Here is a 26,222-nt window from a genome sequence, read left to right as displayed (position 1 = left end):
TCGGCAGGGGTCCGGGTCGGGTCCGGGTGGTACCCGCGCCGGGAGGGGGAGAGCGTACCAGCGGCTCGTCGCGACCTGGACGGTTTTGATCCATTTCGTGGACACCCGTTCGACAGGCGGAAGTTGACGATCCGTCTGATAAGACGGTGGTGGCTGCCGGGCCGCCCGGACGGGGATTAATGCAACCTCCTTGCAACCCTTGCCCGCCCGGCCGGAAGTGGCTCAGGCTGAGGTCATCCCACGCCGTCCCGGAGAGACCGTCATGCCGCCCGACCCGCTGTCCGCAGCCTCCAGTGCACCCCTCGCCGCCACCCCCACGGGCGGCGATGGGGACGGCTCCACCGCCGCTCCGGCGGCGGTGGAGGAGGTGCTGATGCTGCGGATCTCGTTGGGCGAGGAGGTGGTCGGCGAGGTGCGCACCCGGTTCCGCTTCGAGGCCGCGCGCCCGTACGAGGTGCTGCTGACCTTCCACCTGGGGCGGCCGGACGAGGCCGACTGGGTGTTCTCGCGCGAGCTGCTGTGCGACGGCTTGCAGGCGCTGAGCGGCCAGGGCGACGTCAAGCTGTGGCCGGCGTACTGCCCGTGCCACGGCTCGACGCTGCACCTGGCGCTCGAATCGCCGCACGGCAGCGCCCTGCTGGAGGCTTCCAAGCCCCGGGTGCAGGCGTGGCTGGACCGTACCTACGCGCTGGTCTCCGCCGAGGTGGAGCGCGCCTGCGGCCCGACCGACGCCCAGCTGGCCGCGCTGCTCGCCGGCGGCTGAGGCCCGGTCGGGGCACCGGCGGGCCCGCGCGGCGGCGGGACGGGCGCCGCGCCCGGCAGCCGGACCGTCCCCGTGGCCAGCCCGGCCCGCAGCCGCCGGACGGCCGGGGCCGAGGAGGCCGGCAGCAGGTCGTACGGGTCGTCCGGCCCGTCCACCGTGACCAGCACCGACTCGGCGATGCGGTACGGCCGGTGGGCCAGCAGGCCGCCCAGGTAGCGGCGCAGCCGGGACAGCTCGGCGCGGACCGTCACCGTCCGGCCCGGGTCGCCGAACAGCGCCTCCGCGAGCTGCGCGGCCGTGCTGCCCTCGCGTCCGGTGGCGAGCAGGAGCAGCAGTTCGGCGTGGCGCGGGCTGAGCGGGTGCGACCAGCTGCCGGCCGCGCCCCGGACGGTCAGCTCCGGGCGGTCCTGGCGGCGCAGGTCGAGCCGGAGCCGGGCGCCCTCGGCCTGCTCGGCCTGTTCGGCCGTCACCGTGCCGGAGGCGTCCGCCTCGGGCGGCCGGACCGGTCGCACCAGCCAGCCGTCCGCGAGCGGCTCCAGCGCGCACTCGCCGAGGCCCGGCACCCAGTGCACGGCGGCGGTTCCCCAGCCGCCGACCGGCACCCGCAGCCGGCCGGGCGGCGGCAGCCCGGCCGCGGCGGCGGTCCACCCGGCGGAGTCCACCACCAGGGCCGGGCCGGCCACCCGGGCGAGCATCGGGGCGGCCAGGGTGCGCAGTTGGTGCAGCGCCTCCAGCCGGTGGGCGCGCAGCTCGGTCTCGGCGAGCCGGGCGGCGGTGGCGGTGAGCTGCAGCAGGTACGGGCGGACGTTGCGGGCCGGGCCGCTGAGGTTGATCGCGCCGACCAGCCGCCCGGTGCCCGGGTCGTGCACGGGGGCGGCCACACAGGTCCAGGAGTGGTGGCTGCGCAGGTAGTGCTCGGCGGAGTGGACGTGCATCGGGCGCTGGGCGCGCAGTGCGACGGCGATGCCGTTGGTGCCGACGCTCTCCTCGATCCAGCGGGCACCGGTGAGGAAGCCGATCCGGTCGGCGCTGCGGCGCAGGGCGCGCTCGCCCTCCTGCCAGAGCACGTGGCCGTCGGCGTCGGCGATGGCGAGGAGCAGCGGAGTCTGGCCGACCGGCTGGAGCAGGGTGTCGCGCAGCGCCGGCAGGACCGCGTCCAGGCCGCTGGTGCGGCGGCGCTGCTCGATCTCGGCGGGGCCGAGGTGGACGGCGGCGGCACCGGCGTCGGGGTCGAGCCCGAGGCGGCGCAGCCGGGCCCAGGAGTCGCCGATCTCGGGGCGGGGTTCGAGCAGGCCGGGGGAGCCGGGCTCGGGGTAGGGGGGCTGGGCGAGTTCGCGGGCGGCGGCTTCGGCGAGAGTGCGGTCGTGGATCCTGGCCAGCTCGGCCGTGCTCGGCGCGGTGCGGCGTTCTGGTCGTCGGGACTGCCGTCCGGTCTGCCGCACTCGCGTTGCTCCTCGCCGCCGTTCGAGGCCGCGCCGGGGTCGACGCGCTGACGAAAGCGTACGGGGGCGGTGAGTGTCTGGGGACGGGGTCTGCCAACTCGGCATACCGGACGGTATGACCGTGGACATGCCGAGGTGTGATGACTAGGCCCTGTCCGGCCGAGCGGGGTCCCGGTGCGGGTCTGCTGCGGGTCGGGTGTGACTCCGATGCCGGCCTGGTGTGGGTTCGGCTGGCCGTGCCGCGGTCAGCGGTCCGCGCCGGTGCCGCGCTGGGCCGCCTCGACGGTGTGGTGCAGGTCGGCGGTGGCCTCCAGGGAGGCGGCGGTGCTCAGCGCCAGGCAGGCGGCCAGCGCGATCGCGACCGCGCGCAGGCGGGTGCCGGTGGTGGTGGCCGCCGGGCGGGGCTGGAGCAGGGCGGCGACCCGGCGCGGGACCGGCCCGGAGTGGGCGGCGGGGACGAGCCGGGGCCGGGCCGGCCACGGGGAGCGGCTGGCGGCCAGGGCGGCCCGGCCGACCGCGCGGGCGGTCACGGCGCGGTCGCCGACCCGGGCGGCCGCCACCTCGTCGGCCCAGCGCTCCAGGTGGTACCCGAGGGGCGCGCGCAGCGGCCGCAGCGCCGGGTGGAGGTCGGCGGCGTGCTCGGCGAGGGCGAGGAAGAGGTGGTGGCGGGCGGCCAGGTGGGCGCGCTCGTGGGCGAGCAGGGCGGCCCGCTCGGGCCCGGTGAGGATGCGCAGCATGCCGGAGGTGACCACGATCCGGCCGGGCTCGCCGGGCCGGCCGGGGAGGGGCAGGCGCCCCGGCAGGGCGAAGGCGTCGGCGCGCTCGTCGTCGAGGACGGCGAGCGGGTGCTCGCCCGGCTGGAGCAGGGCGCGGGCGCCGGCCAGGACGGCCTGCGGGGTGCGTGCCCGGCGCATGGTGACGTGACCGGGGCGCGGGTCCGGATGCCGGTCCTCGACCGGCGCGGGGCAGGGCGGTGCGGGGCAGGCCGGGAGGGCGGACCGGGCCTCGCGCAGTTCCACCTGGTGGCGGCGGGCGGTGCGGACGGCCCGGGCGGTCAGCGCGGCGAGCACCAGACCGGCCGCGGCGGCCGCCGCCGGCGCGTCGGGTGCGGCGGCGGTGAGCCAGGGCAGCGACAGGTGGCCGACAGCGGCGACCGGCGGTAGCTGGAGCAGCCCGGCGGCGGCGAGCAGGCCGAGCGAGCAGAGGGTGCCGCCGGCCAGTACGGCGGACGTCCCGGCGAGCATCCAGGCGGCGGCCCGGGGCGGCAGCGCGTCGGCGAGGCGGCGGGCCAGCGGGGCGGCCAGGAACGGCAGCAGCAGCGGGGCCCAGACGGCGATCATCACGAGCCGGCCGCCCCGGGGGTGCCGGGGGCGGGGGTGGGGCCGGGGCCCGAGGAGGAGGAGTCGAGCCCCGGCGCGCCGTCGCCGAGCAGGTCGCGCAGCAGCTGCTCGTCCTCGGCGGAGAGGTCGGAGACGAAGCGGGCGAGCACGGTGGAGCGGTCGGCCTCGCGGCCGAGCTCGGTGTGCATCCGGCGGGCGGCGAGGCCCGCGGTGTCGTGGACGGTCGGGGTGTAGGCGTAGGCGCGGCCGGCCCGGGTGCGCTCCACGGTTCCCTTGTCGTGGAGGCGGGCCAGGATCGTGGCGATGGTGGTGCGGGCGAGGTCCCCGCCGAGTGCCGACTGGACGTCCTGCGGGGTCATCGGCTGCCGGGCCGACCAGAGCGCGGCCAGCACCTCGGCCTCCAGCTCCCCGGCGGGCCGGCGGGCGGACGGTACGTCGGACATGGCGGCGCTTCCTCCAGGTTTCGTCTACAGTCATGTAGACCGTCTACGTCACTGTAGACGGTCGGGGCGGGTTCCGCTGTGAACCGCCCCCCAACGTACGGGAGGTCCGCCAGCCTTGCTCCAGTTCCTCGCCGATCCGGCCGCTCACCTCGCGGTGAACCCGCTGGACGCGTCCTCGCTGCTCGCCGCCTTCGGCGCACTCGGCATCGCCGTCGTGCTCTTCGCCGAGACCGGCCTGCTGGTGGGCTTCTTCCTGCCCGGAGACTCGCTGCTGTTCACCGCCGGCCTGCTGTGCGTGCCCGGTGCCACCAGCGGCCCGCAGCTGGAGCTCTACCAGGTGCTGCCCGCCGCCCTGGTCGGCGCGCTGGCCGGCGCCCAGGTCGGCTACCTGATCGGCAGGCGCGGCGGCCGCGCGCTGCTGCGCCGCACCGAGCGCAGGAGCCTGCTGGAGGGCGTCGAGCGGGCCGAGGAACTGCTGGGCAAGTACGGCCACGGCAAGGCGATCGTGCTGGCCCGCTTCATCCCGGTGGTCCGAACGGTGCTGAACCCGCTCTGCGGCGTGCTCGAGGTGCCGGCCCGTTCGTTCACGTTCTGGCAGGTGACCGGCGGCGCCGTCTGGACCGTCGGCGTGGTGCTCGCCGGGTACGGGCTCGGATCGTCGATCCCCAGCATCGACAGATATCTGCTCCCGATCATCGGTCTGGTAGTAGTTGTCTCCGTGCTCCCCATTGTTCTCGAACTGTTCCGCGCCCGTAAGGCGCACCGTCACGGAGGTGACAAGTGACGTCCTCCCGGGCTCTCGCCGTCTACGACGGCAGCGGCATCGACGGCAGCCTCTACACCCGGGTGAACGGGTGGGCGCAAGCTGCTCCGCACTGGCTGGACGAGCTGATCAAGGTCTGGTCGGCGCTCGGCCTCGGCCTGTTCGCGGTCTTCATGCTCTACGCCTGGTGGCGGGCGCGCGGCGCCGACTCGGCCGTGATGGCCAAGGTGCTCGCCTCGCCGGTGATCGTGGTCGTCGCGTACGGCGTCAACTCGGTGCTCAAGGGCATGGTCGAAGAAGTCCGGCCGTGCGCCCAGATCCCCGGCAGCATCTCGCTGGAGACCTGCCCCGGCGCCGGTGACTGGTCCTTCCCCAGCAACCACACGGTGATCGCCTTCGCCGCCGCCACCGCACTCTGGTTCGCCGACCGGCGGCTCGGCTGGATCGCCGGGATCTTCGCGGTGCTGATGGGCGCCTCCCGGGTCTGGGTCGGCGTGCACTATCCGCACGACGTGGCCGTCGGCGCGCTGGTCGGCCTCCTGGTCGCGGTGGTGCTGGCGCCGCTCGCCGGCCGCTGCGGGCCGCTGGTGGACCGGATGCGGACGGGTGCGCTGCGCCCGCTGCTCGGCCCGGGCGCGGTGCCGGTGACGGGCGGCCGCCACGCCGCGTACGGGACGCGGCAGCACTGAACGGCGGCTGCCGGCAGCACTGTCGACGGGTGCCCGTGGCATTGGCGGCGAGACCCGACAGCGCTGATTCCGTAGCCTCCCCGTAGCCCGTCCGACCCTTGTCTGGCCGGGGTGGCGGGTAGAGCATGTGAGCCGGGCGTGGGGCCCCTTCGCGGGGAACCCGCCCGGCTCAGTCGTGCCGGGGCGCGGGAGCGCCGGGCGTGCCAGCGGAGGGAGTGCCAATGCCGTACCGACTCGACATCACGCAGGGGGACTGGCCGGGCGAGTCGCCGCACAAGGGCGTCGAGGGACTGCTCGCCGAGGCCATGGTGCTCACCCTCGCCACCGCCGGCCACGAGCACGGCCCGCACGCCAACCTGGCCTTCTTCGCGTACGACGACGACCTCGTCCTGTACTTCGTCAGCGAGCGCTCCACCCGGCACAGCCACCACCTCGCCGAGGAGGCCCGGGCCGCCGCCACCGTCTTCCTGCCGCCGCCGGTCTTCGGCGAGCAACTGCGCGGCCTGCAACTGGCCGGCGGCGCGAGCGAGGCCTGGGGGCGGCAGGCCGAGGCGGCGCTGGCCGCCTACCAGGGGCGGTACCCGTCCTTCGCGCAGGACGAGCAGGTGCGGCGGCAGTTCCTCACCGGGGGCGGGGCGGCGGCGCTGTACCGGTTCCAGGTGGAGGAGCTGACGGCGGTGGACGAGCCGAACTTCGGGCGGCGCAACTACCTGCGGGCGCGGGTGCTACGGCCGTAGGCCCTGTCGGGACGGCAGGGTTGTCTGTACAACTTTTCGGGTGATTCATCTGCGGGACGCTACCGGGACGCCCCCAGGACACCTGGGCGCACCAGCCTGGCCGCATGAGAGTCATCGTCGTAGGAGCAGGCGTGCTCGGCACCATGCACGCCTGGCAGGCCGTCGAACGCGGCCACGAGGTCGTCCACCTGGAACGCGAGACCGAGGCGCGCGGCGCCTCCGTGCGCAACTTCGGCCTGGTCTGGGTCAGCGGCCGCGCACAGGGCGAGGAACTGGACACCGCGCTGCGCGCCCGCGAACTGTGGGAAGGCATCGGCGCCCGCGTCCCCGACCTCGGCTTCCGCGCCAACGGATCGCTCACCGCGATCCGCACCCAGGCCGAACTCGCCGTCGCCGAACAGGCACTCACCCTGCCCGACGCCGCCGCCCGCGGCTACCGGCTGCTCGACGCCGACCAGACCAGGGCCGCCAACCCCGCCCTGCGCGGCGAACTCCTCGGCGCCCTGTGGTGCGAGCGCGACGCCGCCGTCGAACCCCGCACCGCCCAGCCCGCGCTGCGCGCCGCCCTCCAGGCCACCGGCCGCTACACCTTCCTGCCCGGCCGCGAGGTCCGCGACGTGATCGGCGAGAACGCCGTCCGCGACGACCACGGCGACATCCACACCGGTGACCTCGTCATCCTCTGCACCGGCGCCTGGCTCGGCGGCCTCGTCCGCGAACTCGCCCCCTCGCTGCCCGTGCGCAAGGTCCGGCTGCAGATGATGCAGACCGACCCGCTCGGCGAGACCCTCACCACCTCCGTCGCCGACGGCGACAGCTTCCGCTACTACCCGGCCTTCGCCGGAACCGCCCTGGACCGCCTCCGCGACACCCAGCCGCAGACCGACGTCGCCGCCGAACACAAGATGCAGCTGCTCATGGTCCAGCGGCGCGACGGCGGCCTCACCATCGGCGACACCCACGAGTACGACCAGCCGTTCGGCTTCGACGTCGTCGAGGACCCGTACGACCACCTGGTCGGCGTGGCCGAGGACCTGCTCGGCCGCCCCCTGCCGCGCGTCCGCCGCCGCTGGGCCGGGGTGTACGCGCAGTGCGTCGACACCACCCGGGTCGTCCACCGCGAACGACTCCGCGACGGCGTCTGGCTCGTCACCGGCCCCGGCGGCCGCGGCATGACCTGCTCCCCGGCCATCGCCGAAACCACCGCCGAACTCGCAAACCTGTAAGGGTAGTTGACATGTCTTCCTTTGACATCCGCCTGGTCGTCCTCGACATGGCCGGCACCACCGTGGCCGACGACGGCCTCGTCGAACAGGCCTTCACCGCCGCCGCCCGGACGCTCGGCGTCGAGGCCGGCAGCCCGGGCTTCGGCCCCATGCTGGAACACGTCCGCGCCACCATGGGCGAATCCAAGATCTCCGTCTTCCGGCACCTCTTCGGGGACGAGGACAAGGCCCAGCGGGCCAACACCGCCTTCGAGGCCGCCTACCACGACCTCGTCGACGCCGGACACTGCGCCGCCCTGCCCGGCGCCGCCGAAGCCATCGCCGAACTGCGCGGCCAGGGCCGGAAGGTCGTCCTCACCACCGGCTTCTCCCGGGCCACCCAGGACCGCATCCTCACCGCCCTCGGCTGGCAGTCCGTCGCCGACCTCACCCTCAGCCCCGCCGAGGCCGGCCGCGGCCGCCCCTACCCGGACCTCGCGCTCACCGCGCTGCTGCGGACCGGAGTCGAGTCGGTGCGGCAGATCGCCGTCGCCGGAGACACCGGCTACGACATGCTGACCGGCGTACGGGCCGGAGCGTCCGTCGTCGCCGGCGTGCTCACCGGCGCCCACGACGAGGCCCGGCTGCGCGCCGACGGGGCGACGCACGTGCTCGGCTCGGTGGCGGAACTGCCGGAGCTGCTGGGCTGACCCGATCCCACCGGTGAGCAGGAAGTCGGCCCGGCCGACTTCCTGCTCACCGGTTCACGGGTTCCAGTGCGCGTGCCGGGCCGTCGGTCAGAGGAACAGGGCGAGCGCGGTGAAGACGAGACCGACCGCGAGGAGGACCAGGCCCTGGGGTTGCTTCCGGTCCTCGTCGCGGACGAGCGAGCCGAAGGCCGCCAACCCGGCGAGGGGATAGGGGATCGCGACCATCAGGGCCAGGCCGAGACGGTTCTGGACGAGCAGGAAGCACAGGAGCCAGGGCACCGAGACCGCCGTCGCCGCCGCGGTGAGCGGCAGCCCGTCGAGTCGGCGCACGCGCTCGCGCCACGGTCCGGCTGGGCGAGGGTCCCGGGGCGGCTTGCGGCTGTCGTGGGCGAACCACAGCAGGAACAGGGCGATGACCGCGTTGATTCCGATCGCGCTCCACAGGGATGCCGGGGAATCGGCCTCCCCGGGCAGCTTGGGGGCGACCCGGCCGGCCGGGTCCATCCGGACGGTGACGTGGTCGCCGGGGTTGAAGCGCCGGCTGTCCGGCTCCAAGGGTCCGCCGGGGACCTTCTCGCCCCGCGTGGAGAGGTCGTACGTCCGCTTCGTGCCGTGGGTCGACTTGTCGACGTGCTCGGCGATGACCACCGCCTTGACGTCCCGCCCCGAACTCAGCAGCTGGTTGTGCCAGGCGTCGGCGCCCGCACCGGTGGCGATGAGGAAGGCGAAGAGGACGAGGACCAGCCCGGCGCCGACGTCCTTGCCATCGGGGTCGTTCCCCGGTCCTCCGAGCTTGGCGAGGCCGACGCCCGCCGCGACCGTGTAGAGCGCACCCAGGCCGAAAGCCAGGAGGGTGCCGACGTACACGAACGCGAGGACGGTGCCGACGGACAGGCAGGTCAGGACGGCGACCAGGACGGCGCCACGGCGGAGCCAGTGCGCCGCCTTGCTTCCCGTCTCCGGGGCGGACTGGGCGAGTGTCACCCGAAGGCCTTTCGGATGTTGTCCCGCCGCTCCGGCGACAGGGCGTTCTGTGCTTCGTCGAACGGAGGGTAGAAGGAGATCCCGCCGATGGCGGCGCCCACCAGCACCGACCACCCGTCCCAGTAGTCCAGGTGCTGGGTGGTGAAGACGACGGCGAGCACGTGAGGGCTCCACGGATGAGGGAACAGGGCTTCCAGCTGGCGGACGGTGACGACGCCCGATCCCGGCAGGCCGTAGACCGCCCCGGACACGGGTACGGCCAGGTCGCGGACGGTCACGGTGGCACGGCCGAGCCGGAAGTCGAGGACGTCGACGTCGGCGTCCGGCCAGGCGGCCGCGAGCTCCTCGGCGACGCGCTGGGGGTAGGTGCCCGGGGCGCCGTGCTCCTGCTCGCGGAGGAACAGGCTGAACATGCCCTGGACGATCGTGCCTTCCTCGGTCTGTACCAGGCAGTTGGAGACGTGGACCGCACCCTCGCGCAGCTGCGCCTGGAGGGCGAGCTCGGCGGAGACGGTGATACCGAGCTTCTGTTCCGGACCGGCATCGGTGAGCGCGTCGAGTCCGTCCACGATCCGACTCATGCGGTCGCCCGGATCCTCGGACAGGTCGATGCTCGTGAACCCTTCGGGCAGGGAGAGCCAGAACGACGGGGCGGTCGTGTCAGTCATGGCCGACTCCCCACACGCCGGTGACGATCGCACTGCCGCCACCGAGCAGTCCGGCTACGATCCGGCTCTTGCCGCTGCCGCCGATGGTGGCTCCGGCACCGTTGAGCGCCGTGCCGCCTCCCGTGGTGTAGTTCACCGCGGCGCTCAGCCCCGGGCTCGGGTCGTCCTGGGTGAGGCCCCAGGCGGTGGGGGCCGTCAGCGCGACGCCACTGGCTGCCTGCACGCCGTCGGAGACGTTCATCGCGGTGGCCTTGGAGAGCCCGAGTTTGATGGCGGGCTTCTCGATCGCCGTCGTGAAGATCGGGCTGGCCGGGTCCATCGCCCTGGCGGCGGTGCGGATCTCGGTGGCGCCGGCGCTCACGGCCTTGACCCCGGTGCCGGTCGCGCGGGCGCCCCGGAACGCGGTGATTCCGCCTTTGAGGAGGGCTCCTCCGGGGAGCGCCCCGAGGAGATCACCGGCCAGGGTGAGGTCGTTGCCGAGGTTCGCCATGCTGGTCGGCATCAGTCCCTTGATGCCGTACTGCTTCGCGTGCGCGCCTGCGGCGGCGGCGCTCAGCAGGATGGCCGGGAGTGCGAAGGCGGGGAAGAAGATCGCCGCGACGCCGCAGATGCCGGCGGCCACGGTGAGCATGTCGGCGCCGTGGTTCTTGAGCCAGTTGCCGACCTTGCTGAGCCAGCCGGGCTCCGGCGGCGCCTTGCTGTCGGCGGCCTTGCGGATGGCGGCCGCGGTCTTGTGGGCGTCGGACTTGTGGCCCCCGGCGAGTTCGTGGGCCTGCTTCCGGAGCTGGGTGAGGTCGTTGGCGGCGCTGCCGACGAGTGCGGCGGCCGCGTCCAGGTGGTTCTTCGCCGTGGTGTAGCGCTGTTCGGCGGCGGCGAGGGCGGCGTCGTCGGGGAAGGTCTGGCCGGCGAGCTTGAGGTCGGGGGCGGCGGCCGCGGCGGTGTGCGCCTGTTCGGCCTGCTCCTTCTGCTGCTTGGCGGCGACCGCGGCGCGGGCCAACTCGGCGGCCTTGGGCTGGTGTTCGGTCAGTGCCGTGTACCAGACGTCGAGGGCCTGGTAGGCGGCGGTGATCGAGTCGGCGGCGTCCTGGAGATAGGTGGGGAGCTTGCCGAACTGGCCGGCGAAGGCCTGGGCGGCCTCGCCGGTCCACTGGCCCTGGTTGGCGGAGAGCTGCGAGAGCGTGGTGTGGACGTCGGTCAGGTGCTGGCCCACCCGGCGCAGGTTGCTGCTGAGGCCGGCTACGGCGGTCGGCTCGCCGGGGGTCGGGTTGAAGCCGAGGCCGGACCAGTCCGGCGTGGGGTCGGTCACGACCGCGCCGCCGGGGTGAGGACCTTGGTGATGCTCTGTTCGGTGCCGTCGTAGCTCTGTTGCACCGTCTCCAGCCCGTCGTCGAGCACCTTGACGCACTCGCGGACCTTCTTCAGCCCGTACTCCCACGTGCTCTGGAAGTGTCCGCAGGCCTCGTCGAGGAAGTCGTAGCCCAGTCCGCTGCGACTCGCTTCCTTGAGCGCCTTGAGTCCCTGGTCGAGTTCGTCGCCGCAGCCTTTGAGGTCCTTGGCCAGCTTGGCGAGGAACTCGGTGCTGACCGTGAAGTCGGCCACTGCTCCCCCGATGTGTCGATGGCGTGACCGGCCGAGCATAGCCGCAGTCGGTACGCGGGCGATCTGTCGTGACGGGTGCTTCGCGGTGCGATGGCGGGACCTTGACGATGCGTCGGCGCGCGGCGTCGGCAGTACACGCCGTCGGGGTCAGCGGCGCCAGAAGCCGCGCTTCTTCGGGGTGACGAGCTTCGCCACCGCGGCGACGAACAGTTCGGCGACGGGGGAGGGGCCTTCGCCGTGGTTGAGGTGGCCCTCGGACGACCACTCGCCGAGGACGGTGCCGGGGCTGCCGTCGAAGGGGTTGAGCGCGTGCTCCAGGGTCACGTAGCGGACGGTCCTGGTGCCCTGGGGGTGGACGGCGGCGACGAAGTGGGCCTCGGTGGCGCCGGTCGGGGTGGGGAGGGTGACGAGCAGCAGGGGGTGGCCGTCGGCCCGCAGGTGCCGGCAGTCCAGGCCGTGGCTGGGCAGCCGGTCCTCGGGCGGGAGGGTCTGGCCGAGGTCGTCCCAGATGCCGGTGATGACGGGCAGGAGGCTGCCGCCGGCGTCCGGGACGGTCAGCCGCGGGCCGAACTCGAGGACCTGGCGGGCGAGCTCGCGGTGGACGAAGCGGTAGTGGTGGGGCCGTGGTTCGGTCATGGGGCCCACGGTAGCGAACCGCTCGGAGCGGGAGGTCGGCACATCCGACGTCCCGCTCCGAAAGGGCAGTTGACCAGCACCGCGGGCCTGGTGGCGGCCCGTCAGTGACTGTTCCTGAGGTTGAGCACGACCACTCCGACGATCACCAGGGCGATCCCCAGCCACTGGAGGCGGCCCAGCGATTCGCCGAAGGCGACCACGCCTATTCCGGCGACCGCCGCCGTCCCGGCCCCGGACCAGACGGCGTAGGCGACCGAGACCGGGATGTGCTTGAGCGCGCGCCCGAGCAGTACGAAGGACAGCACGTAGCCGACCGCCACCCCCACGCTCGGCCAGAGGCGGGTGAACCCCTCGGTGAGCTTGAGGCAGCTGGTCGCGCAGACCTCGCTCAGGATGGCGAGGGAGAGCAGGAGATAGGGCATGCCGGTCAAACGGCCCGGGCGGCGCCGAGCTTCCCCAGCAGGGCGAGGTCGGCCTGTTCCAGGCTGGCGAGCAGGGTGATCCGGCTGCCGTCGGGCATCGGCGTCGCGGTGGACGGCACGGCGAGCACGGCGCAGCCGGCCGCGGCGGCGGAGGCGACTCCGGTCGGGGTGTCCTCGACGGCGACGCAGGTGGCCGGGTCCAGTCCGAGCCGTTCGGCGGCGGCGAGGTACGGGTCCGGTGCGGGCTTGGTGTGCGGGGTGTCCTCGGCGGCCAGGGTGACGGCGAACCAGTCCCGGCCGATGGCGGCGAGGACCAGGTCGACGACCCGGCGCGGGGAGGCGGAGACCAGCGCGGTGGGCACCCGCGCGTCCCGCAGGGAGGCCAGCAGGGCGAGGGCGCCGGGGCGCGGGACGGTCTCGGCGGCGACCTTGGTGGCGAAGGACTCGCCGAGCCGGGCGGCGAGTTCGGCCTCGGTGAGGGTGGTGCCGCTGACCTTATGCAGGTGGGCGGCGGTGTGCTCGACGGCCTGGCCGAGCACTTCGGGGGCGTCCTGGTCGGTGAGCGCGTGGTGGAGTTCGTCGGCGAGTTCGGCGGCGGCCTGCCACCAGAGCTGCTCGGTGTCGACCAGGGTGCCGTCCATGTCGAACAGGACGGCGGCGGGGCGGGGGGCTTCCGGCGTCAGGGCGTCAGGCGTCAGGGCACCGGGCGTCAGGGCGGAGTCGGGCGTCAGGGCTTCAGGCATGGCGGTACCTTCGGTGGTTCATCAGATGGTGCTGCGCAGATGGGGTTCGAGGCTCTCAGACGGTGCGGCGGTCCACCAGCACCGGACGCTCCGGCAGCAGGAGCTCGGCGCGCGAGCCGGCCGGCAGCGCGGCGGCGGCCTCGGTCGGCAGGTCGGCCTTGACCTCGGTGCCGTCGTCGAGGCGGACGGTGAGCCGGGTGACGGCGCCCAGGAAGGACGCGGTGATCACCAGGGCCGGGCCGGTCTCGGACGGGGTCAGGGTGACGTTCTCCGGGCGTACCAGCACCTGGAGTTCGCCGTCGGCGGGCAGGTCGCCGTCCACCGCGTGCCGGCGGCCGAGTACCTCGACGCCGTCGGACGTGCGGGTGCACGGGATGCGGCTCATGGTGCCGACGAACTCGGCGACGAACGCGGTGGCCGGGCGCCCGTACAGCTCGGACGGGGTGGCGCACTGCTCCAGCCGGCCCGCGCGCAGCACCGCGACCCGGTCGGCCATCGACAGCGCCTCCTCCTGGTCGTGGGTGACGAACAGGGTCGTGATCCCCAGCTCCTGCTGGAGCCGGCGGATCTCCTCGCGCAGCTGGAGGCGGACCTTGGCGTCCAGCGCGGACAGCGGCTCGTCGAGCAGCAGCACGCGCGGCTGCAGGGCGAGCGCCCGGGCGAGCGCGATGCGCTGCTGCTGGCCGCCGGACATCTGGTGCGGGTAGTGCTCGGCGCGGTGCGGCAGGCCGACCAGCTCCAGCAGCTCCTGGGCGCGCTTGCGGCGCTCGGCCTTGCCGGCGCCGCGCATCCGCAGCCCGAAGGCGACGTTGTCCAGCGCGCTCAGGTGCGGGAAGAGGCTGTACGACTGGAACACCATGCCCGCGTCGCGCTTGTGGGCGGGGATCGCGGTGATGTCCTGCCCGTCGACCAGGACCTCGCCGGAGTCGTGCTGCTCGAAGCCGGCCAGGATGCGCAGCGCGGTGGTCTTGCCGCAGCCGGACGGGCCGAGCAGGGCGAGCAGTTCGCCCGGGTGGACGGTCAGGTCCAGGCCGTCGAGGGCGGTGGTGGCGCCGAACGAGCGGCGCAGCGAGCGGAACTCGACGGTGGCGCCGCCGGGGGCGAGCGCGACACCGGTGACGGGGGCGGAAACCGTGGTCATGGCTGGTGACTCCTGGAAAGCGTGGGGTGGTTCAGGACCGTGCGGCCGGAGCGCGGGATGGCCGTGCGGCGGGGGCCGTCAGGCCCGCGCGCCCTTGCGGCCGCGGCCGGCGGCGGACATCAGCAGCAGGACGAGCCAGACGATCAGCAGGCTGAGCATCGAGACGGCGACGGACATCTGGCCGTCGCTCTTGCCGTTGGAGTTGATCCACACCGAGAAGGGGGTGAAGCCGAGGATGGAGGCGGTGGTGAACTCGCCGAGCACCAGGGCGACGGTGAGGACGGCCGCGTTCAGCAGCGCGCTGCGCAGGTTCGGCAGGACGACGGTGAACACCGCGCGCAGCCAGCCGGCCCCGCAGTTGCGGGCGGCCTCGACCAGGGTGGCGACGTCCACGCCGCGCAGCCCGGCGTCCAGCGCCCGGTAGGCGAACGGCAGCGCCATCAGCACGTAGGCGATGACCAGGACGATCGGGAACTTCGGGTCCTGGATGGCCACGATGGTCTGGAACAGCGGGGTGTCCCGGAGGTAGTCCGGGCCCCAGCGCAGCACGCCGATGATGCCGGTGGTGAGCGCGACCACGGGGACGACCAGCGGCATCGAGCACATCACCTCGATCACCGGGCGCAGCTTCGGCGCACCGAGCCGGGCGGCGAGCATCGCCGGGACGAGCAGGAGCAGCAGCACCGCCACCGTGACGCCGGCCAGCTCCAGGCTCAGCACCAGGCTGTCCAGGAAGCCGGGCGCGTTCAGCAGCTCGGTGTAGGCCCGGAAGGTGGTGCCGCCCTTGTTGTCGTCGACGCTGAAGATCACCGAGGAGGCCAGCGGTACGGCGAAGTAGACGCCGCAGAGCAGCAGGACGAGGCCGCGGCCGAAACGGATGCGATTGATCAGGCGAGCCACTTGGCACTCCGGCGCTGAAGGGGCAGGTACACGGCCATCACCAGGCAGGCGACCACGATCATGTCGAGGCCGAGGGCGAGGGCGAGGTTGCCCTGGCCGACCAGGACGTTGCCGGACAGCGCGTCGCCGATCTGCATCGAGATCAGCGGCACCGAACTGCCCACCATGGCCTCGGCGGTGGCGTACGCGGCGAAGGAGGCGCCGAACAGCAGCACGAAGCCGCCGAGCAGCGAGGGCACCAGGACCGGCAGGGCCACGTGTCGCCAGTACTGCACGACGGTGGCGCCGTTGTTGTACGCGGCCTCGCGCCACTGGGTGCGCAGGCCCTCCAGGGCCGGGGTGATGGTGATGACCATCAGCGGCACCAGGAAGTACAGGTAGACCACGGAGAGGCCGGTGAAGGTGTAGAGGTTCCAGCCGTGGCTGGTGAGGCCGAACTTCTTGGTGACCTCGCCGGCGTTGCCGAGGGTGGCGACGAACATGAAGGCGAGCGGCACGCCGCCGAAGTTGGCGAGGACGCCGGAGGCGGAGAGCACCGCCTCGCGGAACACCCGGAACCGGGAGGTGGCCACGGCCTGGGCCAGCGGCAGGCCGACCACGGCGGCGATCAGCGCGGTCAGCAGGGAGAGCTTGACGCTGCCCCACAGGGCGGTCCAGTAGGCGCCCTGCAGCGAGCCGGTGAGGTTGTCGGTGGTGAAGGTGCCGCCGCCGTCGGGGGCGTCGGGCGAGGTGGTGAACGCGCCGATGGCGATCGCGACGGCGGGCAGGCCGAAGCCGACCAGGAAGAACAGGAGCAGGGGGAGGGCGGCCATCCAGGCGCGGCCGCGGACGGCCCGGGGCTTGCCGGGGCGGGGGGCCCCGGCGGTCTTGGCGGTCTCGGCCGCGGTGTCGGTGGCCTTGGCCGTCGTGGCGTCGGCGGTGGCGGGGGTGGTTGCTGCGGGGCCGGGGGCGCCCCCGCCGCTCTGGGCGGCGGAGGCGGGGGCCGGCACCGGGGTGGGAGCCGTGGTCATCGTCAGGTCAGCCCGCGATCGCCTTGGCCCAGTTCTCGGTCACGGTCTTCTTGGCCGTGTCGGTCTGGTCCTGGGTCGGGAAGGTGGTGAAGGGCTTCTCGACGGTCGGCAGCTTGGCGGCGGCGGCCGTGTCCAGGGTGCCGGCCGTCTTCATGGCGTCGAACAGGGCCGGGGTGGCGTAGCCGCCCAGGAAGCCGTTCTGGCCCTCGGCGCTGTACAGGTACTCCTCCCACAGGCGGGCGGCGGCCGGGTGCGGCGCGTCCTTGTTGATCGCCTGGTTGTAGTACTGCGCGTAGGAGCCGTCCGAGGGGATGGCCACCTGCCAGTCGATGCCCTTGTCCTTGAACTTGTCGGCGTAGCCGGCGTTCAGGTACGACCAGTCGATGCTGATCGGGGTCTCGCCCTTCTCGATGGTCGCCGGGGTGACCTCGACCGGGTTGAAGTTGCCGGCCTGCTTGACCTTGGCGAAGAAGTCGATGCCGGGCTGGATGTTGTCCAGCGAGCCGCCGTTGGCGAGCGCGGCCGCGTAGACGGCGCCGAAGGCGGCCCCGGCCTTGGTCGGGTTGCCGTTCAGGGCGACCATGCCCTTGTACTCGGGCTTCAGCAGGTCGGCGAAGGTCTTCGGGCAGGCGGACACCTTCTTGGCGTCGCAGCCGATCGCCATGTAGCCGCCGTAGTCGTTGTAGTGCAGGCCGTCGGCGTTCTTCATGGTGGCCGGGATCTTGTCGAAGTCGGTGACCTTGTACGGGGCCAGCAGACCCTGCTTGGCGGCGCTCAGTGCGAAGGCCGAGCCGAGGTCGACGACGTCGGGGGCGCGGTCCTGGCCCTTGCGGGAGGTGACCGCGTTGATCTCGTCCTGGCTGGTGCCGTCCGGGTTCTCGCTCTCGATCTCGATGCCGTACTTCGCCTTGAAGTCGTCCATCAGCTTGCCGTAGTTCGCCCAGGTCCGGGGCAGCGTGATGACGTGCAGCTTCCCCTCCTTCTTGGCGGCGGCGATCAGGCCGTCCATCCCGCCGAAGTCGGCGACCGAGGTGGCGGTCTTGGCGCTCTTGCCGCCCGCGGCGTCGCCGGACTTCGCGGTGGAGGAGCCGGCGGAGCCGCAGGCGGTGAGGGACAGCGCGGCGGCGGTCAGGACCGCTGCGAAGGCGGCGGAACGGGCGCGGTGCACGGACACGGGTCAGTCTCCTGATCGGGTGTACTGCAAGGGGGTGAGCTGCGGTGGGGTTGTCTGATCGGGGGATCGTGCGAGTGGCCGTTCGGAGCCGTTCTGAGGTGCCCGGTGCCGTTCGGAGCCGCCCGGAGCCGTTCGAGGCCGTCCGAGTTGACTAGCCAACTTCGCTGACGGAGGTAAGTACGCCGGAGTCCGATGACGGGAAGGTGAACGGACGGCCCAGAACCGGGGTCGGCTGCGGGAACGGTCGAATCCGGCCATCGGAGCGTGATCCGTTCGGTGCGATGCTTCAAAGGCGCAGCGGGATAAGGTCGGGCTGTCCGTGCCGGTACGGCTGCGCAGGACACCGCCCCAGGAGGGACATTGACTGACGTGGCACTTGAGCCCGGGCGCCCCGCCGAGCGCGCTCCCGGCGCCCTGTACCGGAAGGTCGCCGCCGACCTGCGCGAGGCCATCACCACCGGCGCGTACGGCGAGGCCGGCCGGCTGCCCGCCGAGGGCGCGCTCGCCGAGCAGTACGGCGTCTCCCGCGGCACCGTCCGCCAGGCGCTCGCCGTCCTGCGCTCCGACGGGCTGGTCACCTCCCGCCGCGGCACCCGGCGCGTCGTGCTCGGGGGCGCCCGGGTGCAGAGCTTCTCCGAACTGCTCAGCTTCACGCACTGGGCGTACTCGATGGGCGAGGAGCCCGGCGGCATCCTGGACTCGCTGGTCCGCCGCCCCGCCGACACCGCCGAACGCGAGCAACTGCGCCTGGAGCCGGGCGCCGAGGTGTACGTGACCGTCCGGCTGCGCACCCTCTCCGGCACGCCCGTGATGGTCGAGCGGACCATCTACCCGCCGCGGGTCGGCGAGATCGTCGCCGAGCTGCCGGCGGACGTCGTCTCGCACACCGAAGTCCTGCGCGAGCACGGCATCCTGTTCACCGACGCCGACCACACCATCGACATCGTGGCCGCCAACGCCGAGGACGCCCGGCTCCTCGGCTGCCGCCGCGGCGGCCCGCTGCTGCGCGAACGGCGGCGCACGACGGACCCGACCGGCACTCCGGTGGAGTGGTCCCAGGACCGCTACCTGCCCGGGACGGTGGCGTTCAGCATCCACAACTCGCTGGCCGCGTCGGCGCTTTCGCGGCACGCCCGGGAGGGCGACTGAGTCCGGGGCGGAGCCCGCTCCTGCTCCCGGGCGGGCCGGCCGGTGCCGTCAGCGCATGAGCGCGGCGAGCATCGGGCGGTAGTGCTCGAATCCGGGTGTCGGCGCCCCGGCCGTCTTCGCCTGCTCGTCCCAGCGGCGGACGGCCACCGCGTCCACGGCGCCCGGGAGTTCGGCGAACGCGGCGGCCTGCCGCTCGTCCATCGGGCCGCCCTGGACGGTGAGGGTGTACTCCGAGGCCTCGGACAGCCGCTGCCGGTAGTCCGGCTCCACCGCGCACAGGTAGCGCTTGGCGGCCACGTGCAGCCGGACCGGCTCGGTCACCTCCGGGCCGAACCACCGTGCCAGCCAGTCGGCGCCGGTGTCGCTGTGCCGGTTGTCCTGGCCTTCCATCAAGTCGCGTCCGTGCGGCGCTCCCTGGCCGTGCTCATCGAAGAAGTGCCCGACGTCGTGCAGCAGCGCGGCGGCGACGAGGTGGTCCGGCGCCCCGGCCGCCTCGGCGGCGGCAGCGGCCTGGAGCATGTGCTCGGCCATGGTGACCTCCTCACCCAGGTACTCCCCGGCGCCCTCGCCCGCGAACAGCCCGGCGATCGCGTCCAGCGCGGCGGCGCGCCGGTGCAGCACGGCGAGGGTGCTGCCCAGCGTGTCCAGGTCGGCGTAGCAGCCCTGGAGGTGGCGGTGGCCGTCCTGCTGGAAGGCCGTACGGGCGTGCAGCAGCCGGGTGTTGTCGAAGATCAGGCAGTCGCCGCGGTCGAGGCGGAAGGCGAGCTGGAGCTCGGGGCGCAGGGTGATCGCGGCGAAGCGGCGGTACGCGGCGTAGAAGGCCGTCAGTTCGGTGGAACTCCCGCGCAGGGTGCCGATCGAGCGGTTGTTGAACCGCACCTCGCGGATCCGGCCCAGGGCGTCCACCTCGATCAGCGGGCGGTCGGCGCGCAGTTCGGTGCGGCGGTCGCGGAAGACGAACGGGACGGGCGTGCGGGTGAGCGTCTCGAAGTCCGCCGGCGCCTCCTCCCGGAGCAGCGCCGCCGCCCGGAACCCGTCCACCAGGCCGGAGTCGCCGCCGGTCGCGGAGTTCTCCAGGCAGAGCAGGAGCTGGAGCGTCGGCACCGGATCCCGGTACGGGTTGTCGGTGTGCGGCGCGATCGCGACGCTGGTGAAGGCCAGGTTGTTCGGATCCGGCTCGACCCGGACGTCGAACAGTTCCCCGTAGTTGGTGACCCGGACGTAGCCGAAGCTCTCGGCCACCGCGAGGACCTGCCGCTCCACCGCCGGCACCCCGCGCAGCACCGCGAAGCCGCTGCTGCGCACGGCGGTGAGGACGGCGGCCTGCTCGGCGGGGTCGGCCAGGTACGCCTCCCACCGCGCCTCGGGGATGCCGCGCGCGAAGTCCGCCGCCACCCAGAGCCGCTTGCCCTCCTCCGTCCGCCCGTCGCGGTCCCGCTCGGCGCCCAGCCAGTCCAGCGGGTAGCGCGAGCGGTGCCCGTCCGACCAGAGCACCTCCAGGCCCCCGTCGGTCTCCGTGCTCGCGGCGACCGCCAGGTCCTGCGGCAGGTCGTCGATCTGGAACAGCTTCTGCCCGTTCCTGGGGTCCCGGCACTCGGCGCAGGGGCAGTTGTCGCGCAGCCAGTACGGCGGCAGCTTGGTCACGGTGGTCTCCTCCTCGGCGGCGTTCTGGGTGAAGTTGTATAGCCAACTTCACCCATGGCCGGAGCCTGCCCGCCCCCGGTGAGATCGGCGTGCCGCGCAGATGAACGCTTCGGGAACTGTGCCGGGAGCCCATGGCCGAAACCCGCCGTGCCGTGCGCGGCCGGGCCCGGTCCGGGGGGAGAGACGCAGCGGCCCCCGGGACCGGGGGCCGCTCCGCGTGGTCGGGCCTCGACGGCGCCGTGGTGTCAGCCCTGGACGGCCGCCGTCCAGGCCGCCTCGGCGGCGGCCAGGGCCGGGGCCGGGTCCGCGTCCGTCGCGGTGGCGAGGGCGGTGAGGCAGGCGTGGACGGTGGGCAGGGCGGCGGCGGGGCCGTAGTGGTTGACGCGGAGCATCGAGGCGGCGAGGGGGCCGCCGCCGGGCTGGACGGGGAGGGCGGGGTCGAGGCGGGCGGCGAGCTCGGCCGCGTGCACGCCGGCCGGGGTGCGCAGGGTGGTGGCGACGGGGGCCGCGTGGGCGTCCTCGGTGACGAACGGGGCGAGGGTGCCGAGCGCGCGGGCGCCCGCGCGGGTGGCGGCGGAGGCGGCGCGGTGGCGGGCGATGACGGCGGGCAGGCCGTCGGCGGCGATCCGGTCGAGGCAGGCGCCGAGGGCCAGCATCTCCAACTGGGCGGGGGCGTGCGGGAGCACGGTGCGCCCGGCGTCCGTCCAGCGCTCCTTCCAGTCGAGCAGGGACAGGTAGGAGCGGCGCGGGGCGGCCGGGTTGGCGGCGATCCGCTCCCAGGCGCGCTGGGAGACGGAGACGGCGGAGACCCCGGCGGGGCCGCCCATGGCCTTCTGGCCGCCGATGACGCACAGGTCGACGCCCCACTCGTCGGTGAGCAGCGGCTCGGCGGCGACGGAGGCGACCGCGTCGAGCATCAGCAGGGCGCCGTGCTCGCGGACGGCGGCGGCGATCCCGGCGACGGGGTTGGTGTTGCCGGTGGCGGCCTCGGCGTGGACGAGGGAGACGAAGTCGATGGCCGGGTGGGCGGCGAGGGCGTCGGCGACCTGCTGCGCGCTGACCGCGCTGTCGAAGGGGACGGCCAGGTCCACGACCTCGACCCCGCAGGAGCGCAGCCAGTTGCCGAAGGTCTGCCCGTACGGGCCGGTGACGATGTTGAGCGCGGTGGAGCCGGGGTGCGCGGCGCCGCGGATCGCGGCCTCCAGCGGCAGCAGCGCCTCACCCTGGGTGACGATGACGTCCGCGGTGGTGTGCAGCAGTGCGGCCACCTGGTCCTCGATCGCCGCGAACTCGGCGGCGCTGAGCGGGGGGAGGTCGAGGAAGGGACTCACGGTAGCGGCCTTTCGGACATGAGGTGGTGGGTGCCGGAACGAGTCTGCCGCATCTTCGCTGCTTACAGGGAACACGCCCGTCGGTAGAGTGCGGGCCATGAGCGATGGCGCGGTGCTGCACGTCCGGGGTCGGGTGCTGGTCGGTCCGGAGGACGTCCGGGACGAACTCTGGGTCGTGGACGGCCGGGTGAGCTTCACCCGACCGCCCGGCGCCGAGGACGTCCGGACGGTGACCGGCTGGGTGCTGCCCGGCCTGGTGGACGCGCACTGCCACGTCGGCCTGGACGCGCACGGCGCCGTCGACGCGGAGACCAGCGAGAAGCAGGCGCTCACCGACCGTGACGCCGGCACCCTGCTGATCCGCGACGCCGGCTCGGCCGCCGACACCCGGTGGATCGACGAACGCGAGGACCTGCCCCGGATCATCCGCGCCGGGCGGCACATCGCCCGTACCCGCCGTTACATCCGCAACTACGCGCACGAGATCGAGCCCGGCGACCTTGCCGCGTACGTCCGTGCGGAGGCCCGGCGCGGCGACGGCTGGGTGAAGCTGGTCGGCGACTGGATCGACCGCGAGCGCGGCGACCTCGCCGCCTGCTGGCCCGGCGACGCGCTGGCCGAGGCGATCGCGGCGGCGCACGAGGAAGGCGCGCGGGTCACCGCGCACTGCTTCGCCGCCGAGTCGCTGCCGGACCTGCTGGCGGCCGGCATCGACTGCATCGAGCACGCCACCGGGCTGACCGAGGAGCTGATCCCGGCCTTCGCCGAGCGCGGCGTGGCGATCGTCCCGACGCTGGTCAACATCGCCACCTTCCCGGGCCTGGCCGCCGGCGGCGAGGCGAAGTTCCCGGCCTGGGCGGCCCACATGCGGCGGCTGCACGAGCGCCGCTACGCCACCGTCGGTGCCGCGCACGACGCCGGCATCCCGGTGTTCGTCGGCACGGACGCGGGCGGCTCGCTGGCGCACGGGCTGGTCGCGGAGGAGGTGGCGGAGCTGGTGAAGGCGGGGCTGAGCCCGGCGCAGGCGCTGTCGGCGGCCAGCTGGGGGGCGCGGGAGTGGCTGGGGCGGCCGGGGCTGGAGGAGGGGGAGTCGGCCGACTTCGTGGTGTACGGGGAGGACCCGCGGGCGGACGTCCGGGTGCTCGCCGACCCGCGGCTGGTGGTGCTGCGCGGGCGGCCGGTGGGGTGAGCGGGCGGCCGGTGGGGTGAGCGGGTGGCCCGTCATGGCCGGCCGCCGGGCCGGGCGGCCCCGGGTCCGTGTGCATGATCATCCGCTGAACGCGCTGTCGGTGTAGGCCGATAGGGTGGCCACCATGGCACCGCGTCCACTGAACGAGATCGTCGAGCCCGGTTGGGCCACCGCCCTGGAGCCCGTCGGCGGGCAGGTCGCCGCCATGGGCGACTTCCTGCGCGCCGAACTGGCCGCCGGCCGTACCTACCTGCCGTCCGGGCCGAACGTGCTGCGGGCCTTCCAACAGCCCTTCGCCGACGTGCGGGTGCTGATCGTCGGACAGGACCCGTACCCGACCCCGGGTCACGCCGTCGGGCTCAGCTTCTCGGTGGCGCCGGAGACCCGGCCGATCCCGGCCAGCCTGATCAACATCTTCCAGGAGTACGGCAGCGACCTCGGCCTGCCCCAGCCGTCCAACGGCGACCTCACCCCGTGGACGCGGCAGGGCGTCCTGCTGCTCAACCGCGCGCTGACCACCGCGCCTCGCAAGCCCGCCGCGCACCGGGGCAAGGGCTGGGAGGAGGTCACCGAGCAGGCGATCCGGGCGCTGGTGGCGCGCGGCGGCCCGCTGGTGGCGATCCTGTGGGGGCGCGACGCCCGCAACCTGCGGCCGCTGCTCGGGGAGGTCCCGGCGATCGAGTCGGCGCACCCGAGCCCGTACTCGGCGAGCGGCGGCTTCTTCGGCTCGCGGCCGTTCAGCCGGGCGAACGAGCTGCTGGCGCGGCAGGGGGCGCAGCCGGTGGACTGGCGACTGCCGTAGCAGACCGGAGTCAGCGGCAGGCGTCAATCTCACTCCAACGAGTGAAATGACGTTCTGTGTGGCTCCTGTGACGGACTGTTCGAGAAGACTGGCGGCTCACCGTTCGGAACGCCGGCCCCTCCCCGCCTGTCGCGGGTGACGTCCGGGCGCGCTCCGGATCAACAGCACCTGTGGGGGTACCGCCATGTCTTCTCGTTCCGCCAGTTCGATCCGTTCGGCCCGTTCGGCCCGTTCGGCCCGCTCCGCCGGCTCCGTCCGCCGAACCGCTTCCGCCGCCGCCGTGGTCGCGGCCTGCACGCTGCTCACCGTCCCGCCCGCGTACGCCGCCCCGGCCGCCCCGGCGGCCACCGCGTCGTCCGCTCCGTCGTCCGCCGCCTCGCCCGGCAAGGCGCGCGCCGTCACCGCCGAACTCGCCCTGGACGTCAGCCTGTTGAACAAGGCGGTCGACGTCCCCGTGGACCTCGCGCTCAACAAGGTGGAGACGCCGGCCCAGCGCGAGGGCTCGCTCCTCACCGCCAAGGTCGACGGCGTCGACCAGCAGGGCCCGGTCACCCTGGTCAAGGCCGACGTCGGCACGGCCGTGACCCGCATCGATGCCAAGGGCACCGCCGCCTCCGTCAAGCTGGTCAACGCCGACGTGCACGCCCCCGGCCTGCCCGCCACCACGCTGATCGGCCTGGAGGCGATGAGCGCCGAGGCGACCTGCCCCGTCGACGGGCAGCCGACCGCGGACGTCGTCGCGCCCGCCAAGCTGACGGTGCTCGGCAAGCCCGTCACCATCGGCCTGTACGGGCCGACCAAGGTGGACGTGCCGCTGATCGGCAGCGTGTCGGTGGAGCTCTCCAAGAAGAGCACCACCTCGACCACCGCCGCCGCCTCCGCCCTGGAGGTCCAGGTGGAGGTGAACCCGCTGAACCTGAACGTCGCCAAGGTCACCGGCAAGATCACCGTGGCCTCGGTGAGCTGCGAGAAGCCCTCGGTGCCGGCTGCCGGCGCGACCCCGACCCAGGCCCCGACGTCGCCCGCGCCGACCGGTACCGCCGCCACCGCCCAGCCGGTCGCCGACACCACCACCAACCGCGCCGTCGTCCCGCAGGCCGCCACCGAGAAGCCCGGCCCGTCGCAGAAGCCGGCCGCCGGCCTCGCCGCGACCGGCGGCAGCAGCGCCACCGGCCCGCTGGCCGCCGGGGCCGCCGCCCTCGTCGCCGGCGGGGCCGGTGCCCTGTGGGCCACCCGGCGCCGCCGGGCCGCGCACGCCCGCCGGCACTGATCCCCGGCCCTCGCGGTGCGGGAGCGCCGTCCCGGGTGCCACCCAGGCACCCCGGGCGCCGCTCCCGCACCGGGCGCCGCTCCCGACACTCCGGTTGCGGCCCTGGCACTCCCGCACCGTGACCGTGCCAATACGGAGGGTTGGTTCACATCCGCGTTACACGAGAGGAACAACCGGGAAACGGCGGCTTGCGACGCTACGCGGGCACCCACCACCCAGCAATGCGAGGTACACCGCCGTGGCAATCAAGGCCGAGTACATCTGGATCGACGGCACCAAGCCGACCGCGAAGCTCCGTTCCAAGACTCGGGTCCTGCCCAACGCGGACAAGATCCCGACCTGGGGTTTCGACGGCTCCTCGACCAACCAGGCGGAGGGCCACGCCTCGGACCGCGTGCTGGACCCGGTGAAGGTCGTGCCGGACCCGATCCGCGGCGGTGACAACATCCTCGTCCTGTGCGAGGTGCTGGAGACCGACGGCACCCCCCACAAGTCCAACACCCGCGCCCTGCTGCGCGAGGTCGACGAGAAGTACGCGGCCCAGGAGTCGATCTTCGGCATCGAGCAGGAGTACACCTTCTTCAAGGGCTCCCGCCCGCTCGGCTTCCCGGAGGGCGGTTTCCCGGCCCCGCAGGGCGGTTACTACTGCGGCATCGGCGCCGAGGAGGTCTTCGGCCGCGAGATCGTCGAGCTGCACCTGGACCGCTGCATCGACGCCGGTCTGGCGATCTGCGGCATCAACGCCGAGGTCATGCCCGGCCAGTGGGAGTTCCAGATCGGCCCGGTCTCCTCGCTGACCGTCTCGGACGACCTGTGGATCGCCCGCTACCTGCTGTACCGCACCGCCGAGGAGTTCGGCATCGACGCCACCCTGGACGCCAAGCCGGTCAGGGGCGACTGGAACGGCGCGGGCGCGCACACCAACTTCTCCACCAAGGCGATGCGCGAGGGCTACGACGCCATCATCACCGCCTGCGAGTCGCTCGGCGCCTCCCAGGACAAGGTGCTGGAGCACGTCAGCCAGTACGGCGACGACATCCAGTCCCGCCTGACCGGCAAGCACGAGACCGCCCCGTGGAACGTCTACAGCTACGGCGTCTCCAACCGCGGCGCGTCGGTCCGCATCCCGTGGCAGGTCGAGGTGGAGCAGAAGGGCTACATCGAGGACCGTCGCCCGAACGCCAACGTCGACCCCTACGTCGTCACCCGCCTCATGATCAACACCTGCTGTGAGGCCCTGGAGAAGGCCGGCCAGGTCTGATCCGCCCCCTCCGCGCACCGGCCGCCGGTCCTCCCGTACGAGGGAGGGCCGGCGGCCGTCGTCGTCGGGCATAATCGCTCGCATGACCGCTTCCGCCCGCCGTGTTCTCGTGCGACGTCTGCACGTGGACCTGGTGCGGGTGTGCGCGGCCGCGTGTTGCCGGTGAGTGTCTCCGTCCTCATCCCGCAGGCAACCCGGCGTAGGAGC

The 26,222-nt window shown here is 73.6% G+C and carries 27 protein-coding genes; 11 read left to right on the top strand and 16 right to left on the bottom strand.

Annotated elements, in window-relative coordinates; genetic code table 11:
• The first annotated feature begins 262 nt into the window (after positions 1–262).
• Positions 263–763, top strand: a complete 501-nt coding sequence (locus ACIQVZ_RS05850) for an SsgA family sporulation/cell division regulator (RefSeq protein WP_350880412.1) — start codon at positions 263–265, stop codon at positions 761–763.
• On the opposite strand, the gene ACIQVZ_RS05845 is transcribed toward ACIQVZ_RS05850, so the two are convergent.
• The 3 genes from ACIQVZ_RS05845 to ACIQVZ_RS05835 form a co-directional block, all read right to left on the bottom strand.
• Entirely contained in the window at positions 682–2,205 is a 1,524-nt protein-coding gene (locus tag ACIQVZ_RS05845; protein WP_402447489.1) for a GAF domain-containing protein, read from the bottom strand. The two genes, ACIQVZ_RS05850 and ACIQVZ_RS05845, sit on opposite strands and share 82 nt — an antisense overlap.
• A 245-nt stretch (positions 2,206–2,450) precedes the next feature.
• Positions 2,451–3,545: a M56 family metallopeptidase gene (locus tag ACIQVZ_RS05840; RefSeq protein WP_402447710.1), complete on the bottom strand. Its 1,095-nt coding sequence runs from the start codon at positions 3,543–3,545 to the stop codon at positions 2,451–2,453.
• On the bottom strand, positions 3,545–3,988 hold the full coding sequence (locus ACIQVZ_RS05835; RefSeq protein WP_402447487.1) for a BlaI/MecI/CopY family transcriptional regulator: 444 nt from the start codon (positions 3,986–3,988) through the stop codon (positions 3,545–3,547). Before ACIQVZ_RS05835 ends, ACIQVZ_RS05840 begins: the two co-directional genes overlap by 1 nt.
• A gap of 115 nt (positions 3,989–4,103) precedes the next feature.
• On the opposite strand from ACIQVZ_RS05835, the gene ACIQVZ_RS05830 reads away from it, so the two are divergent.
• The 5 genes from ACIQVZ_RS05830 to ACIQVZ_RS05810 all read left to right on the top strand — a co-directional run bounded on the left by ACIQVZ_RS05830 (position 4,104) and on the right by ACIQVZ_RS05810 (position 8,092).
• Positions 4,104–4,772 (top strand): DedA family protein, encoded by a 669-nt coding sequence (locus tag ACIQVZ_RS05830; protein WP_350880404.1) that lies wholly within the window; start codon positions 4,104–4,106, stop codon positions 4,770–4,772.
• The gene (locus tag ACIQVZ_RS05825; RefSeq protein ID WP_350880402.1) at positions 4,769–5,440 is read left to right on the top strand and encodes a phosphatase PAP2 family protein; all 672 of its coding nucleotides are present in this window, start codon (positions 4,769–4,771) and stop codon (positions 5,438–5,440) included. The genes ACIQVZ_RS05830 and ACIQVZ_RS05825 overlap by 4 nt, the downstream gene beginning before the upstream one ends.
• 221 nt (positions 5,441–5,661) lie before the next feature.
• Entirely contained in the window at positions 5,662–6,177 is a 516-nt protein-coding gene (locus ACIQVZ_RS05820) for a pyridoxamine 5'-phosphate oxidase family protein (protein ID WP_350880400.1), read from the top strand.
• Positions 6,178–6,281: 104 nt separating this feature from the next.
• Complete coding sequence (locus tag ACIQVZ_RS05815) at positions 6,282–7,403, top strand: TIGR03364 family FAD-dependent oxidoreductase (protein ID WP_402447486.1); 1,122 nt, start codon at positions 6,282–6,284, stop codon at positions 7,401–7,403.
• 11 nt (positions 7,404–7,414) lie between these two features.
• Positions 7,415–8,092: a phosphonatase-like hydrolase gene (locus tag ACIQVZ_RS05810; protein WP_402447484.1), complete on the top strand. Its 678-nt coding sequence runs from the start codon at positions 7,415–7,417 to the stop codon at positions 8,090–8,092.
• Positions 8,093–8,179: 87 nt separating this feature from the next.
• On the opposite strand, the gene ACIQVZ_RS05805 is transcribed toward ACIQVZ_RS05810, so the two are convergent.
• From ACIQVZ_RS05805 to ACIQVZ_RS05755, 11 genes are all read right to left on the bottom strand, one after another.
• A complete protein-coding gene (locus tag ACIQVZ_RS05805; protein ID WP_402447483.1) occupies positions 8,180–9,076 on the bottom strand; it encodes a hypothetical protein in 897 nt (298 codons plus the stop codon).
• Positions 9,073–9,744, bottom strand: coding sequence for a hypothetical protein (locus ACIQVZ_RS05800; RefSeq protein ID WP_402447481.1), 672 nt, complete (start codon positions 9,742–9,744; stop codon positions 9,073–9,075). The genes ACIQVZ_RS05805 and ACIQVZ_RS05800 overlap by 4 nt, the downstream gene beginning before the upstream one ends.
• Positions 9,737–11,050 (bottom strand): putative T7SS-secreted protein, encoded by a 1,314-nt coding sequence (locus ACIQVZ_RS05795; protein ID WP_402447479.1) that lies wholly within the window; start codon positions 11,048–11,050, stop codon positions 9,737–9,739. The genes ACIQVZ_RS05800 and ACIQVZ_RS05795 overlap by 8 nt, the downstream gene beginning before the upstream one ends.
• Positions 11,047–11,343 (bottom strand): hypothetical protein, encoded by a 297-nt coding sequence (locus ACIQVZ_RS05790; RefSeq protein WP_350880384.1) that lies wholly within the window; start codon positions 11,341–11,343, stop codon positions 11,047–11,049. Before ACIQVZ_RS05790 ends, ACIQVZ_RS05795 begins: the two co-directional genes overlap by 4 nt.
• Positions 11,344–11,490: 147 nt before the next feature.
• A complete protein-coding gene (locus tag ACIQVZ_RS05785) occupies positions 11,491–11,979 on the bottom strand; it encodes a hypothetical protein (protein WP_350880382.1) in 489 nt (162 codons plus the stop codon).
• Positions 11,980–12,080: 101 nt separating this feature from the next.
• Entirely contained in the window at positions 12,081–12,401 is a 321-nt protein-coding gene (locus ACIQVZ_RS05780; protein ID WP_350880380.1) for a multidrug efflux SMR transporter, read from the bottom strand.
• 5 nt (positions 12,402–12,406) lie between these two features.
• Positions 12,407–13,144, bottom strand: coding sequence for an HAD family hydrolase (locus ACIQVZ_RS05775; protein ID WP_402447477.1), 738 nt, complete (start codon positions 13,142–13,144; stop codon positions 12,407–12,409).
• Between the two features lie 55 nt (positions 13,145–13,199).
• The gene (locus ACIQVZ_RS05770) at positions 13,200–14,285 is read right to left on the bottom strand and encodes an ABC transporter ATP-binding protein (RefSeq protein WP_402447476.1); all 1,086 of its coding nucleotides are present in this window, start codon (positions 14,283–14,285) and stop codon (positions 13,200–13,202) included.
• 78 nt (positions 14,286–14,363) lie between these two features.
• A complete protein-coding gene (locus ACIQVZ_RS05765) occupies positions 14,364–15,173 on the bottom strand; it encodes an ABC transporter permease (RefSeq protein ID WP_402447708.1) in 810 nt (269 codons plus the stop codon).
• A complete protein-coding gene (locus tag ACIQVZ_RS05760) occupies positions 15,173–16,195 on the bottom strand; it encodes an ABC transporter permease (protein WP_402447474.1) in 1,023 nt (340 codons plus the stop codon). The genes ACIQVZ_RS05765 and ACIQVZ_RS05760 overlap by 1 nt, the downstream gene beginning before the upstream one ends.
• A 7-nt stretch (positions 16,196–16,202) precedes the next feature.
• Complete coding sequence (locus tag ACIQVZ_RS05755; protein WP_350880372.1) at positions 16,203–17,369, bottom strand: extracellular solute-binding protein; 1,167 nt, start codon at positions 17,367–17,369, stop codon at positions 16,203–16,205.
• A 369-nt stretch (positions 17,370–17,738) separates the two neighbouring features.
• On the opposite strand from ACIQVZ_RS05755, the gene ACIQVZ_RS05750 reads away from it, so the two are divergent.
• On the top strand, positions 17,739–18,518 hold the full coding sequence (locus ACIQVZ_RS05750) for a GntR family transcriptional regulator (protein WP_063349562.1): 780 nt from the start codon (positions 17,739–17,741) through the stop codon (positions 18,516–18,518).
• A gap of 48 nt (positions 18,519–18,566) precedes the next feature.
• Here ACIQVZ_RS05750 and ACIQVZ_RS05745 read toward each other — a convergent pair whose 3' ends face one another.
• The gene (locus tag ACIQVZ_RS05745; RefSeq protein WP_402447472.1) at positions 18,567–20,162 is read right to left on the bottom strand and encodes a TauD/TfdA family dioxygenase; all 1,596 of its coding nucleotides are present in this window, start codon (positions 20,160–20,162) and stop codon (positions 18,567–18,569) included.
• A 245-nt stretch (positions 20,163–20,407) separates the two neighbouring features.
• Positions 20,408–21,493: an aminotransferase class V-fold PLP-dependent enzyme gene (locus ACIQVZ_RS05740; protein ID WP_350880367.1), complete on the bottom strand. Its 1,086-nt coding sequence runs from the start codon at positions 21,491–21,493 to the stop codon at positions 20,408–20,410.
• Positions 21,494–21,590: 97 nt separating this feature from the next.
• Between ACIQVZ_RS05740 and ACIQVZ_RS05735 the strand changes: the two genes are divergently transcribed.
• From ACIQVZ_RS05735 to glnII, 4 genes are all read left to right on the top strand, one after another.
• Positions 21,591–22,682, top strand: coding sequence for an amidohydrolase family protein (locus ACIQVZ_RS05735; protein ID WP_402447469.1), 1,092 nt, complete (start codon positions 21,591–21,593; stop codon positions 22,680–22,682).
• A 124-nt stretch (positions 22,683–22,806) separates the two neighbouring features.
• Positions 22,807–23,484: a uracil-DNA glycosylase gene (locus ACIQVZ_RS05730; RefSeq protein ID WP_402447467.1), complete on the top strand. Its 678-nt coding sequence runs from the start codon at positions 22,807–22,809 to the stop codon at positions 23,482–23,484.
• A gap of 184 nt (positions 23,485–23,668) precedes the next feature.
• The gene (locus ACIQVZ_RS05725; RefSeq protein WP_402447465.1) at positions 23,669–24,754 is read left to right on the top strand and encodes an SCO1860 family LAETG-anchored protein; all 1,086 of its coding nucleotides are present in this window, start codon (positions 23,669–23,671) and stop codon (positions 24,752–24,754) included.
• Positions 24,755–24,992: 238 nt separating this feature from the next.
• On the top strand, positions 24,993–26,015 hold the full coding sequence (gene glnII / locus ACIQVZ_RS05720) for a glutamine synthetase (protein WP_350880359.1): 1,023 nt from the start codon (positions 24,993–24,995) through the stop codon (positions 26,013–26,015).
• The last annotated feature ends 207 nt before the right edge of the window (positions 26,016–26,222 follow it).

This window comes from Kitasatospora sp. NPDC098663, from assembly GCF_044760075.1.
Classification (GTDB): Bacteria; Actinomycetota; Actinomycetes; order Streptomycetales; family Streptomycetaceae; genus Kitasatospora.
The sequence above is the reverse complement of the archived record's forward strand: the minus strand, read 5'-3'. Positions and strand labels throughout refer to the sequence as shown.